This is a genomic window from Salicola sp. Rm-C-2C1-2, assembly GCF_040196175.1.
Classification (GTDB): Bacteria; Pseudomonadota; Gammaproteobacteria; order Pseudomonadales; family Oleiphilaceae; genus Halospina.
Genome location: NZ_JBEFNF010000003.1, coordinates 239392 through 252403 on the forward strand (window position 1 = coordinate 239392; position 13012 = coordinate 252403).

Annotated in this window: 13 protein-coding genes; 7 read left to right on the forward strand and 6 right to left on the reverse strand. The window is 60.1% G+C overall.

The annotated features are described in order from the left end of the window. Window positions 1–121: 121 nt before the first annotated feature. Window positions 122–673, reverse strand: a complete 552-nt coding sequence (locus AAF659_RS08320; protein WP_349751267.1) for a hypothetical protein — start codon at window positions 671–673, stop codon at window positions 122–124. Window positions 674–816: 143 nt separating this feature from the next. On the opposite strand from AAF659_RS08320, the gene AAF659_RS08325 reads away from it, so the two are divergent. The 3 genes from AAF659_RS08325 to AAF659_RS08335 all read left to right on the forward strand — a co-directional run bounded on the left by AAF659_RS08325 (window position 817) and on the right by AAF659_RS08335 (window position 4174). Next, window positions 817–1476 (forward strand): hypothetical protein, encoded by a 660-nt coding sequence (locus tag AAF659_RS08325; RefSeq protein WP_349751268.1) that lies wholly within the window; start codon window positions 817–819, stop codon window positions 1474–1476. Between the two features lie 74 nt (window positions 1477–1550). Beyond that, a complete protein-coding gene (locus tag AAF659_RS08330) occupies window positions 1551–3443 on the forward strand; it encodes a DUF294 nucleotidyltransferase-like domain-containing protein (protein WP_349751269.1) in 1893 nt (630 codons plus the stop codon). An 8-nt stretch (window positions 3444–3451) separates the two neighbouring features. Then, complete coding sequence (locus tag AAF659_RS08335) at window positions 3452–4174, forward strand: 3'-5' exonuclease (protein WP_349751270.1); 723 nt, start codon at window positions 3452–3454, stop codon at window positions 4172–4174. 55 nt (window positions 4175–4229) lie between these two features. On the opposite strand, the gene AAF659_RS08340 is transcribed toward AAF659_RS08335, so the two are convergent. Both AAF659_RS08340 and AAF659_RS08345 read right to left on the reverse strand, forming a co-directional pair. Continuing rightward, window positions 4230–5891: a BCCT family transporter gene (locus AAF659_RS08340; RefSeq protein ID WP_349751271.1), complete on the reverse strand. Its 1662-nt coding sequence runs from the start codon at window positions 5889–5891 to the stop codon at window positions 4230–4232. A 52-nt stretch (window positions 5892–5943) separates the two neighbouring features. Further along, complete coding sequence (locus AAF659_RS08345) at window positions 5944–6360, reverse strand: universal stress protein (protein ID WP_349751272.1); 417 nt, start codon at window positions 6358–6360, stop codon at window positions 5944–5946. A 216-nt stretch (window positions 6361–6576) separates the two neighbouring features. Between AAF659_RS08345 and AAF659_RS08350 the strand changes: the two genes are divergently transcribed. Both AAF659_RS08350 and AAF659_RS08355 read left to right on the forward strand, forming a co-directional pair. Continuing rightward, on the forward strand, window positions 6577–8034 hold the full coding sequence (locus tag AAF659_RS08350) for an NAD-dependent succinate-semialdehyde dehydrogenase (RefSeq protein WP_349751273.1): 1458 nt from the start codon (window positions 6577–6579) through the stop codon (window positions 8032–8034). 2 nt (window positions 8035–8036) lie between these two features. Further along, a complete protein-coding gene (locus tag AAF659_RS08355; RefSeq protein WP_349751274.1) occupies window positions 8037–8870 on the forward strand; it encodes a uroporphyrinogen-III synthase in 834 nt (277 codons plus the stop codon). Here AAF659_RS08355 and AAF659_RS08360 read toward each other — a convergent pair. Beyond that, a complete protein-coding gene (locus AAF659_RS08360; protein ID WP_349751275.1) occupies window positions 8824–10179 on the reverse strand; it encodes an MATE family efflux transporter in 1356 nt (451 codons plus the stop codon). The genes AAF659_RS08355 and AAF659_RS08360 overlap by 47 nt on opposite strands. 132 nt (window positions 10180–10311) lie before the next feature. After that, window positions 10312–10479, reverse strand: coding sequence for a hypothetical protein (locus AAF659_RS08365; RefSeq protein ID WP_349751276.1), 168 nt, complete (start codon window positions 10477–10479; stop codon window positions 10312–10314). A gap of 334 nt (window positions 10480–10813) precedes the next feature. Here AAF659_RS08365 and AAF659_RS08370 point away from each other — a divergent pair, with 334 nt between their 5' ends. After that, the gene (locus tag AAF659_RS08370) at window positions 10814–12052 is read left to right on the forward strand and encodes a porin (RefSeq protein WP_349751278.1); all 1239 of its coding nucleotides are present in this window, start codon (window positions 10814–10816) and stop codon (window positions 12050–12052) included. A gap of 131 nt (window positions 12053–12183) precedes the next feature. Next, the gene (gene gloA / locus AAF659_RS08375; RefSeq protein WP_349751279.1) at window positions 12184–12729 is read left to right on the forward strand and encodes a lactoylglutathione lyase; all 546 of its coding nucleotides are present in this window, start codon (window positions 12184–12186) and stop codon (window positions 12727–12729) included. Between the two features lie 30 nt (window positions 12730–12759). Here gloA and AAF659_RS08380 read toward each other — a convergent pair whose 3' ends face one another. Beyond that, window positions 12760–12987: a hypothetical protein gene (locus AAF659_RS08380; RefSeq protein ID WP_349751280.1), complete on the reverse strand. Its 228-nt coding sequence runs from the start codon at window positions 12985–12987 to the stop codon at window positions 12760–12762. Window positions 12988–13012: the final 25 nt, after the last annotated feature.

The following is a 13012-nucleotide window of genomic DNA, read 5'->3' on the forward strand; positions in this document are numbered from 1 at the left end:
TAATTCGCAAAGCGGCCACCGAATGATAAACATTATCATTCGAAAAGTGAAGGGATGGCTGTCAGAAACTCAACGCCCGGCGTCTGAGTGCCGGGCGCCAAGGCGTTCAGTGGTGACTGTGTCAGTGCAGGTGGGTACGGTTGTCGCCCGCCAGGGGCGCCTTTTCGTCCAGTTTCTCGGTCACCGTATCGATGATATCAAGATAGGTGTTGGATTCACGGAACGACTCCGTAGCCGGTGCAAAGACATCGCCCAGGCTGGGCTGCATCGGGGTGTCTTTGCCGGGACCCGCCTCATCGCGCAGGTGAGTTAGCTCCCTTAAGCCGGTCACAACCCCCATTCGGGGGTCACGAACCTGCTCATAGGCGCGGAAATACAGGCAGCCCGGCGTGCCGATCTGAACGATCAGCGTATCCATGGATTCATCTTCGCCATCGCGCTGGATGGTGGTCCATGCGGAGAAATAGAGCATCACAGCTGGCGCCTCCATCTCTTCACGCACGGTGCGCAGAGCGTTCTGCCATTCCTCGTTTTCCGCGTCCTCAGGCAGACCCCCGAGGACGAGCTGTACTTTGTTGCCATCGCCCAGCACAACGGCTGTCGGCGGAACATCATATTCCCCCAGAATACCGGCATGGGCAATGGTGATGGCATCGTGCATGAGATCGCTCACGGGCACCTCCCTTGAATGGGCCAGGTTTTGGGGCAGGGCCTTTCCCCTAGAATAGACGCTTTGGGCTGGAATCTCGACCCGTTCAGTGCAACCTGAGGGTGTGGCATAGTGACACTCAGTTAGTCTACCCAGGAGATGAGGCCTTGTCGTGCAGTCCCGATCAGCGCCTTTACCGCGCCTGGCTGGTAATGGCCCTGTTGATAACAGTTATGGGGGTTGCGGTACTGGCATACAACCCTTTGCCGGCAATCGCCACGCTTGCCGTTGGTGCCTTCTGTGGCTGGCGCGCCTGGCTTGATCGCCCCCGGGCGCCTGCGGCGCTGGCCTTCCGACTGGAACCGGATCCTGATCCCGGGGCTCTCGGTGGTGATGTTGGGGGGCGGCTGTGTCCGGAAGAGGGTACACCTGTTCCGGAGAATACCGAGGTGACCCTGGTCTGTACCCGCCTGTGCGAAAAAGCCGGCCACCAGACGATTGCCCATCGCCGTGACTGGGTCTGGTGGGAGACCCGGCCCGCCTTCCCCAAGGCCAACTGTCTTGGGTTCCGCTTTGAGCCGCCGGCGTCTCTCCCCGCTACCGAACCGCGCCCCGAGCTGAACGAGGGTGAATGGCGCTGCCATCATTACTGGACGCTGATTGTGCGCGCCACGGTGGCGGGAGAGGCTCGCGAGCAGCGGCTCCGATTTCGGGTTCTGCCGGGTGAGACCCGCATGGATCAGGCTCTGACATCCGAGGCGGAAGCGCGGAATCAGCCCGTCGCGCAGGATGAACAGGTGCCGGCGGACGCCACGCTGGAGGCGTGATTGCGGCCGATGCGGATTGCGCCCGGTCCGGGCCTCCACCATGCTTAGGCCGTAAGCGTTCCGGAGAGGTCAAGATGAACACTGAGCTGCTTGAGATCCGCGACCACATGGCCCGCTTCCCGCCGTTTGATGGCCTGGATGATGAGCTCATTGATGACCTGGCCGGTTCTGTCGACGTGGCCTATTTCAAGGCCGGCAGCATGATCCTGGAGGCCGACCGTGAGATCCACGATCTATGCTACATCCGAAGTGGCGCGGTAGAGATCTACCGTCGCAATAACGATCTCTATAATCGTCTGGGTGAAGGCGATATCTTCGGGCATTTCAATCTGTTGCGGAACAACCGGGTGCGCTTTCCGGCGCGTGCCATGGAAGACACCCTGATCTATTTCATACCGGACTCGGTGTTCTACCAGCTCTGCGAGGCGGATGATGCCTTTGCTGAGTTCGTGGAGGTGGAGAAGCCGCGACTGCAGGCTACGGTGGAGGCGCAGCACAAGAGCAATGATCTGATGAGCACCCGGGTGCGCAAGCTGGTGAATAGGCTCCCCTTGCTGATCGAGACGGATGCCACCGCCCAGAATGCGGCCGCCCGGATGGCCGAAGAGAACGTTTCAGCGGCGTTGGTGGTGGAGCCTGCTGTGGACGCGGACTCGGTGATCTATACAGGCGCGGACGGACGTCAGTGGGCCCTCAGGGGCATCCTCACCGATGCGGACCTGCGCGTACGGCTGGTGGCCGAGGGGCTCGCCGCCACAACCCCGGTGAGCCGGCTGCACAGCGGCGCCCTGATCTCCATCCAGTCGGATGAGACTGTGCAGGAAGCCATGCTCAGCATTCTGCGTAACAATGTGCAGCATCTGCCGGTATTGCATCGGCGCCGGCCCATCGGGCTGCTGCACCTTTCCGACATTATCCGCTATGAAACCCAGAGCAGCCTCTATCTGGTCGGCAGTATTCTGAACCAGACGACCATGAGAGGGCTGGCCGGGCTCCGGCATGAGGTTGCCATCGCCTTCACCCGCATGGTGCGCGACGGTTCCGACTCCAAGGTGATCGGTACTGCGCTGGCTGCCATCGGACGCAGTTTTGCCCGGCGTATTCTGGAGTTGGCGGAAGAGGAACTGGGCCCACCGCCTGTTCCTTACGCGTTCATGGTGCTGGGATCCATGGCGCGGGATGAGCAGACTGTGGTAACGGATCAGGACAACGCCATGATCCTGAGTAACGACTATGATGCCGACCAGCACGGTACCTATTTCGAGACCCTTGCCAAGCGCGTCTGTGACGGGCTGGCCGCCTGCGGCTACGCCTATTGCAAGGGCGACATCATGGCAACCAACCCCGAGTGGCGTAAGCCTCTGGGCACCTGGCGGCGCACTTTCACCGAGTGGATCGATAACCCCACGCCGGAGGCCCTGTTGCACTGCAACATCTTCTTTGATCTGGACTGTGTGCACGGCGAAGAGCAGTTTGTTGAAGACCTTCAGGGGCTGATCGCCAACAAGGCGCCACTGGCGGATGGGTTTCTGTCAGCTATGGCGCGTAATGCGCTCAACCGCACGCCGCCACTGGGTTTCTTCCGGACCTTCGTGATGGAGAAGAACGGCCACGAGAACCGCTCGATCAACATCAAGCGGCGCGGGACGGCGCCCATGGTGGATCTGATCCGTATTCACGCCCTCGCCTGCGGCTCACGGGCCCAGAATTCCTTCGACCGGTTGGACGACATCGCCAAGACTCAACTGCTTACGCCCAACGCGGTGGAAAAAATCCGCTATGCGCTGGAGTTCATGTACATGACCCGCATCTGGCACCACCTTTACGATGTAGAAGCCGGGAGTGAGCCGGACAACAACATTGAGCCGGAAGATGTCTCCAACAGCGAACGGCACAACCTCAAGGATGCCTTCCAGGTGCTGAGCAACGCCCAGAGCTTCCTCCAGTTCCGCTATCCCAGGCCCTGAGGCAGACGATGCTGTCACTGCGCGATCTCAAGGGTTCCAAGCCGGCATGGCCGGACTACATGGCGGAGTGTACGCGGCGCGCCCGGAATCCGGATCTCAGACACTTTTTTGAGCAGGGCCAGCTCGACCCGGAGACGCCCATCAACAAGGTGCCCATGATGGCGCTGGACCTGGAAACCACCGGCATGGACGTGGCGCGTCACGGCATTGTCAGCATCGGCATGCTGCCGTTTACTCTTGAGCGTATCCATACTGGCCAGAGCTGGTACCGCATCGTCCGGCCCCGCCAGATGCTGCGCGAGGAGTCGGTCGTGGTTCACCAGATTACCCATTCCGAGGTTGCCAGGGCGCCTGACCTTGCAGACCTTTTGCCGGAACTGCTCAGCCGGATGGCGGGCTACCTGCCGGTGGTTCACTACCATCCCATTGAGCGTCGCTTCCTTGATGAGTCCGTGCGTGTACGCCTCGGTGAAGGACTGATGTGCCCCATGATCGATACCATGGTGCTGGAGTCACGCTGGTGTCGGCATTCATTGCGGGCCCGTATGCGCAAGTGGTTTGGCCAGCAGCCGCTTTCCATACGTCTTCATGAAAGCCGTGCGCGCTACAACCTGCCTTTCTATCGCGGTCACCACGCCCTCACGGATGCTCTGGCGACAGCGGAGCTGTTTCAGGCGCAGATCGCTCAGCGGTTCGCGCCGGACAAGCCCGTCGGCGATATCTGGGTATAAAAAAAGGGCGGCCCACCAGGGCCGCCCTTTTCATGCTGCATCCGGAGGAACCGGATTACTGAGCGCGGGGCTCGCTCATCAAACCCTTCACGATTGAGAAGCAGCCGATCAGCAGGACCACAGCGAACGGCAGACCCATGGAAACCGCCATGGTCTGCAGCGCCTGGAGCCCGCCGCCGAGCAGCAGTGCGATGGCGATGGCGCCTTCAACAACAGCCCAGAAAATACGCTGAGGCTTGGGCGCATCTACCTTGCCGCCTGCGGTGATGGTGTCCAGAACGAGCGACCCGGAGTCCGAGGACGTCACGAAGAACACAATCACCAGCGTGATCGCCACGAAGGAGGTGATCTCAGCCAGTGGCAGCTGCTCCAGCATTACAAACATCTGCAGATCCAGGCCTGCGTCGGCGATTGCCTGGACACCGTGGTTGAGGTACTGGTCCAGCGCGGTGCCGCCCAGCGCGGTCATCCAAAGGACGGAGACCGTGGAGGGAATCAGCAGCACGGCGATCAGGAACTCGCGTACGGTCCGGCCGCGGCTGACGCGGGCGATGAACATACCCACGAAGGGCGACCAGGCAATCCACCAGCTCCAGTAAAAGGCGGTCCAACCCTGGCTGAAGTTGGCGTCTTCACGGCCGAAGGGATTCGACAGCGCTGGCAGGTTCACCAGATAGGCCCCCAGATTCTCGAAGAAGCCAAGCGCAATGGCCAGGGTCGGGCCGACCAGGATCACAAACAGCAACAGAATGGCAGCGAGGATCAGGTTGATCTCCGAAAGACGCCGTACACCCTTATCCACACCCAGCAGGATGGAGCCCAGTGCTACCGCGGTAATACCCATGATCAGCACGATACGGGTGGCGTCCACATTGGGGATGCCGAACAGGTGTTCCAGGCCGGCTGTAGCCTGCGTGGCCCCCAAGCCCAGAGACGTTGCGAGACCGAAAAGGGTGGCGAAGACGGCCAGGATATCGACGATGTGTCCTGGCCAGCCCCAGACCCTCTCGCCCAGCAGCGGGTAGAAGATCGAACGGATGGTCAGCGGCAGTCCCTTGTTGAATGAGAACAGCGCCAGCGCCAGCGCAACCACTGAATAGATTGCCCAGGGGTGCAGACCCCAGTGGAAGATCGTGGCGGACATACTGAGACGCTGAGCGGCTTCCTGATCACCTTCCGCTGCGCCCAGCGGCGCCCAGTCGGTGCGTACGCCATCCTCCACGGTCGTGCCACCCATGGCGGTGCCATAGTGGGTGACCGGCTCGGAGACGCCGTAGAACATCAGGCCGATGCCCATGCCGGCAGCAAACAGCATGGAAAACCAGCCCATGTAGGAAAAGTCCGGCCTGGCCTTGGCGCCACCCAGCCTGACCTTCGCCAGCGGTGTGAAGATCAGAATAATGGTGAGCACCAGGAAGACGTTACCAGCGAGCAGGAAGACCCAGCTGAGGTTCCCTGTCAGGTAGTCAAAGACCGCGTTATAGATTGGTTCCACCTGGTTCTGCATCGCCAGGGTAATGAACACGAAAAACAGGATGACGGCAGCTGAGATGCCGAAAACCTTGCCATGCAGGTCAAGGTTGAAGCTTACTTTGCCGGAGAAGTTGTCCTGGCCGATCTGATAATCCGTATCGATCAGATTCGCCGGGCCCTCCGGCGCGGGCACGCCGTCGACGCCCTCGCTGCTTTCGCCGGATTTTTTGGGATCCTGCGTCATAATAGATCACTCCGTTTATGCTGAGACGTTATTGAGATTCCGGGCCATGCGCTCAGGGGCGCACAAGGAAAATGGACGCATCCGTCTCTTTAGCTACTTTGCCGCCGTTGGCGGGCATGATGGCGTCGAGTTTGCGCGGCAGGTGCGTCGCCATGACCACCAGGTCCGCACCCACATCCTTGACTGCTTTCAGCAGCTGGTCGTCCAGCTCCACGGCCGGGTCAGGGCACACGCTGACCTGAACCGATACAGGCCGACCGTGATGCTGCGCCTGTTCCTTCGCAAAGGCTTCCAGCTTTTCCTCGTATTCCTCGGGATTGTGGGCTACAGACCCGGGTGAGGAATGCGTGACGCTGACATAGCAGATTTCCGTTTCGTAGTGTTGCCCGAGATCACCGGCCACTGTGAGCGCACGCTTGAGTGCGTCCACGTGGGCCAGGTCCACGGGAACCATGATTTTCCGATACATCGTGTTGCTCCTTCCGTGCACGTGAAAGGGAATTAATGCTGCGCTGAAGAGGCTACTAGGTTGCTCGCTGTAATGCCACCCGTAGCCCTGCTATTCGACTACTATAGTTCAAAGAGTGAGGTTTGGATCACTACGTTAACGACGGATGCCACTCTCCGGAACCCCTGTTATAGTCAACAAACACGATCACAACGGGCATAAACAGGGGAAGATGGCATGATTGAATCACCACTGCTCGAACGCGCGGAAGGCTATATCGGCGGCCAGTGGGTAGGCAAAGGAAGCGGTGGCACACTGAGCGTGACCAACCCCGCGACCGGCGAGATCCTGGCCAAGGTTCCAGCCCTGGGGGCGGCGGAGACCGAGGAAGCTGTTGTTGCCGCTTCACGTGCCCTGAACCTGCAGGCGCCAGCGTCTTTGGCTGAAAGGCGCGGCTGGCTTGAAGGCGTGCGCGACGCCCTGAAGGCAGAACGTGAGGAGATCGGCCGCATTCTGTGCCTGGAGCATGGCAAGCCTCTGAAGGAGGCCGTGGGAGAAGTGGACTACGCTGCTGGTTTTTTCAATCATTGCGCCAAATACATTGACCAGCTGGCGCCGCACACCATCCCGGAGACCCCCAAGGACTGTAACTGGACGGTTCATTACCGCCCGATTGGCGTGGCCGGCCTGATTACCCCCTGGAACTTCCCCATCGGCATGATCGCCAAAAAGCTCTCGGCGGCGCTGGCTGGCGGCTGCCCGAGCGTGATCAAGCCTGCCGAGGACACGCCCCTAACCATGATCGCCGCTTTCCGGGCCATCCACGACCGTGATGTCCTCCCCAAAGGCATGATCAACCTGGTCATGGGTCCACCGAAGCCGATCGGTGATACGCTGTGCCAGAACCCGGATGTGAGCATGATCAGCTTTACCGGTTCCACCGGCGTCGGCCAGCACCTGATGCGTGAGTGCGCCGGGCGGGTGAAGAAGCTGGCGCTGGAGCTGGGTGGCAATGCGCCGTTCATCGTGTTTGATGATGCCGATATTGATGACGCCATCAACCAGTTGATTGGCAACAAGTTCCGTGGCGGCGGCCAGACCTGCGTCTGCGCCAACCGTATCTTTGTCCAATCGGGCATCGCAGACACCTTTGCGGACAGGCTGGCCGCAAAGGTCGAGGCACTGAAGGTGGGCGACGGCATGCAGGAGGGCACCGACATCGGCCCACTCATCAATCAGGTCGGTTTCAATAAGGTGCGCCGCCATGTGAAAGATGCCCTGGACAAAGGCGGCACACTGAAGGCAGGGCCGCATCCGGACACCCTGCCCGAGTCCGGCAGTCTCTTTTACCCGCCCACCCTCGTAACCGGCGTAAGGTCGGACATGCAGTGCTGTGACGAGGAAACCTTCGGGCCTTTCATCCCTATGGCAACATTTGAAACTGAAGAGGATGTGCTCGCGGCCGCTAATGATACCGACTATGGCCTCGCTTCCTATCTGTTCACGAAGGACGAAGCCCGGGCGCAGCGGATGATTCCGGCCATGCGCTTCGGCCATGTGGGCTGGAACACTGGCACTGGCCCCGCGCCGGAAGCGCCTTTCGGTGGCATGAAGCTCTCCGGCATCGGGCGTGAGGGCGGCCTGGAAGGCCTGTTCGAGTTTGTGGAACCGCAGACCGTGCCGAGGAGCTACTGACGATGACCGACGAGGTTCTTGAAGGCGAGCCCCTGGCTGGGCTCAGGATCGCGATTCCTGAGACCCGCCAGCTGGATGTGCTGGCGCAGATGCTGGAGCGCCGCGGTGCCACAACCTGGCGCTGTCCTCTGGTGTCGATTCTGGATACCCCGGATCAGGATTCCGTGCGCGCCTGGCTGGAGCGCTTCAACGCCGGCGCCATGGATGACCTGATCCTGCTTACCGGCGAAGGCCTGCGCCGGCTCTCGGCGGCGGCCGAGCGGGAGGGGGGCTACGAGGCGTTCGTGACCGCCCTGCAGCGGGTAACAAAGATCACACGAGGCCCCAAGCCGGTGAATGCCTTGAGAGAGCTGGGGCTGAAGAATGATCTAACGGCGCACAAAGCAACCACTGAGGGTGTTATGGCGACCCTCAGCGAATGTGACCTGCATGGGCACACCGTGGGCGTGCAGCTCTATGGTGAAGAGCCTAATCAGAAACTGGTCGATTTTCTGCGACAGCAGGGGGCGAACGTGGATGCGGTAGCGCCCTATGTCTACGCGGACGAAAGTAACCGTGAGCAGGTCGCCGCTCTGGTTGAAGGGCTGGTCCATGGCAATCTGGATGCCATTGCCTTTACCAGTCAGGCTCAGGTCAAGCGCCTGATGAGTGTTGCCCAGGCCATGGGCCAGCAGGATGAGACAGTGGCGGCACTGAGGCGGATACTGTTGGTGTCCGTGGGACCGGTGGTGACCGACCAGCTTGCCGATCACGGCATTGAGCCAGACGTGATGCCGGAAGAATCCTGGTTCATGAAGCCGATGGTGCGGGCCCTGATTGATCGGCTTTCTGCCTGAGGTGCGCCATACCGCGCCGGTAGAGCAGCCAGGAGCTGATGCCGGCGGCAATGTTCCCTGCCATGGCCCCAGTGAAAAGCCCGGTCAGCCCACCAATCTGGCCACCGAGCCACAATAGCGGCAGGAAGCAGGCAAACAGCCGCACAATCGAGATTACAAGAGCGCGCATGGGCAGCCCCATGGCGTTGCAGGCTGAGACCATCAGCATGCAGACACCCAGCCCGCTCCAACTTAACGGCAGCCGCAGCAGAAAGTCCCAGAGATGGGCTTGCACTGCCGGATCACTGGCCAGCAGTGGTGCCACCAGGCCTGAGACCAGCAGCCAGACAGCTGCGATGACCAGCTGCAGCAGAATAACGAACCGCACCGCCAACCACACCAGCAGGGCCACCCGGTCCGGCCGGCCGGCGCCCACGTAGCGTCCGATCATGGGGGGCATGGCCATGGTCAGCGCCAGAACCGCGACCAGTGAGAAGAACTCCAGGCGCGAGCCCAGCCCCCAGGCGCCCACTGCCGCCTCGCCGAAACCCGCTACAAAACCGGTGGCCAGCATAGCCGCGAGGGGTGGCATGAGCTGGCTGAGCATGGCGGGGCCAGCAACACCGCCCAGCCGGGCGAGTGCCGGTCTGATGGCGAGATCCGCCAGGACGAAAGTCAGCCACTGGCGTGTGAGCAGCCTTGAATAGACCACCAGGGTACCGGTGCCAAAAGCCGCGACTGTGGCCCAGGCCGCACCCGCAATGCCCCAATCGAACGTAAAGATGAACAGCGGATCCAGTGCCACGTTGATCAGGCTGGTGATAACCATCATGGCGCCCGGCAGGCGGGTGTCGCCGTGGGAGCGGCAAAGGCTGTAGCCGAAATACAGAACCGCGCCCAGCCAGGCGGCCAACAGCCAGGGTGCCCAGTAGGCGTCAACGATGGGGCGGAGGTCATCGCTGCCGCCGAGCATCGCCAGGATCAGATGGCGGCTGAACCAGATGATGACGGCCAGCACTGCGATCAGTAGTGCGCCCGACAGCACGACCAGACCCCCCAGCCGACGGGCACGCACTGGATCCCCTGCCCCCAGGACCCGGGAAATCACCGCCGTGGTGGCGATGCCGATGCCCACCTGAACGCCAATGATGAACATCTGCAGCGGCACGGTGAACCCGAGCGTTGCCAGGGGTTTAACGCCGAGCTGCCCGATGAAGGCACTGTCCACCAGCTGATAGCTCATCAACGCGAGCACGCCAAAAAGCATGGGCCAGGTGAGATGGAATAGTTCCCGCCCGGGGCGCGGGTTGTCCACGGTTGCGTTGATCATGGTGACGGAAGCGACTCCACGGACGCTGTGGCAAAGACTGTTATGCTAGCGGAGATGGCGGGGGATTCACACACACAGAAGGGAAGGCCTTGGTTTAGCCCTCCCTTGATGAGACTGGCGACCGGCTGATTTCTATTTGCGACGGAGTAACGCCTTGAGACTGCGCGTTTGAGCGGGGCGAGTCAGGGCTTCGAGCGTCATGGTGTCTTTGTTAGGACGATTCACGCCAGCGCGACGGGACGCTTCAACCGGCGCGGTAGCACGGCGGCGAACATTGGATTGGACAAACTTGCTGCGCATGGTCGCCTCCTGTATGGGGTCCGGTTGCTGTGAGTCATTCGATTTGTTGCCCAACGGCGGCAGTATGAACTTTGCTCGGATGGCAAGCGTATTGGCCCCGTTAATAGACAACACGATGGTGGACTTTTGTTTCCGATTGGAAAATACGGAAACTTACTTAGCCTGCTTACTAACGCTATCCACCGATTTAATGAAAAATTAATTTTGATTAACTGACGATCTTGATCTACCCTCTCATGAAGTTCGCCCAAGTGGGTGCAGGAGCAGGCAAAACCGGGGCGGGAAAACAGCCCGCACCGTGCAGTCGATTAAAAACGGAAAGAGGATGAAAACCATGAAAAAGAAGATTCTGGCCCTTGCGGTTAGCGGTGGTCTGGCAGCAGCCCCAATGGGCGCCATGGCGGCACCGGAAGTGTACGGCATCGTGGATATCGGTGTTGAGCACTACACCGACAGTGATAACGCTAGTGGCGATATCTTTCAGGGCCTCAGGTCAGTAGCCGGAAACAGCGATGGCCGGGATGTTGCCCTGGTTAACGGTCTGAACTCGCGCCTGGGCGTTCGCGGCGAGGAAGAACTGGATGTTGCTGGTCTGACCGCGTCCTACAATATTGAGCTCGGTATCGACGTGCTCGATGATGGCGACAGCGATACGTTTACCCGCCTTGGCTGGGCTGCGCTCGGTGGTGACTGGGGTAAGATCAAGGTCGGTTCCCAGTGGCAGGCGCTGTATGAGTTCGGTGGCTGGAACACGCACCGGACCGACGTGCACGGCTATGGCACTTATTACCGCACCACTGGTGTCCTGAGTAATTCGCTGGCATACGGTTTCCGTCAGGACAGTGCGATCAGCTATGAATACGGCGGCGCATGGGGTCACTCTGATCCGTTTGCGGCCCAGGTCACGCTTGGCGTTGGCGAGGGTTCTGCAAGCGTGGACAGCACGCAGGCTAAGAGCTTCGGGCAACTAGACGATGACATGGTGTTCGAAGACGCAAGCGGAAACCGGGTTTTGGCAGAAAGCCGGGATGATCTCACCGGCGGTAACTATGTTCAGGAGACCGTAAGCGAAGGCGTGTCTAACCAGAATGGCATCACTTCCATCCAGGCTGCTGCTCAGTACAGCTTTGCTGACAACGTGAGCGTCAACGGCGTTTATGTCCGGGAGTTCAACGATTATGGCGGTGTAGGGATTGCTGAGGAATATGATCCGGAACTCTACAACCTCGGTGCACGCTGGAATGTGACGGACGCGTACGAGCTCTCTGTCAACTACACACAAGCGAACACTAATAACGGCAATGATGACACGGTCGAAAGCATCGCGATCGCGTCCATGATGGACTTTGGCAACGGTCTGACCGGCCATCTCGGCTTTTCCCAGCTGTCTGATGACCGTGAATCGACTGACGACGATAACTATTCTGATATTGATTTGAATACTTACGGGTACATCAAGCAGGCGCTGTCTGATCGTACTGATGTGCGCTTCGAACTGGAAAACATCCAGTACGATAATCAGGCTGACTCCAGCGCGACCGTCGCTCTGGTCGGTATTCAGCACAACTTCTGATCATCCGGTCAGACGATTGCAGCTGATAACGGCACCCTTCGGGGTGCCGTTTTTCGTTGGGGCTCTGGTGGCCTTGGAAGGGCGCCGCGTCGTACCCATTTATTGGGGAAAGCCACTAACAGGAGAACACCATGCCGCAGCATTTCGATGATGCCCCCGGCCTCTGCCATGAGCCGGATGCGGAAACGCAGCAGTACCGCCTTAATCACACCATGGTCCGCATCAAGGATCCCGAGAAGAGTCTCGACTTCTATACCCGGGCTCTGGGCATGCGACTGATCCGTCGGCTGGACTTTGAAGACATGCAGTTCACCCTCTATTTTCTGGGCTACCTGCCGGAAGGTGCGGCCTCCGAGGTGCCTGCGGACCCGAAGGAACGCACCACTTATAACTTCGGACGTGAAGCGCTGATCGAACTCACCCACAACTGGGGTGACGAGCAGGATCCCGACAAGCAGTTCCATAATGGCAATGAGGAACCCAAGGGATACGGGCACATCGGTGTCGCTGTGCCGGACGTGGAATCCGCCTGTCAGCGCATGGAGAGTCTGGGTGTCCCGTTCCAGAAGCGCCCGAACGACGGCGCCATGAAGGGGATCGCGTTTGTGCGGGACCCGGATGGCTATTGGGTGGAACTCTTTCAGCCGGATTCCCTGGCGAAGATGGACAGGGCCTGAAACGCGCCATCTCTGTGAATCAGGGACCGATCAGCCCATGCTGTGAAGCGTCTCCTCGGGGAGACCCGGTAATGGGAACAGGAGCCTGTTGAGCGCGCGGACGGCATCAATGTAGTCCGCGAACTCGTCCAGTTGGCCACCGCTTTCGTGCCAGAGAGCATAGGTTTTCAGTTCGGGCTGTCCCTGGGCGTCGCTCTCGGTGATGCGGACGATGCTGTAACCCTGGGTGCGTTCGAGTGTTTCCTCACTGACCGGCATGTCGACCTCGTACTGATCGCCAGAA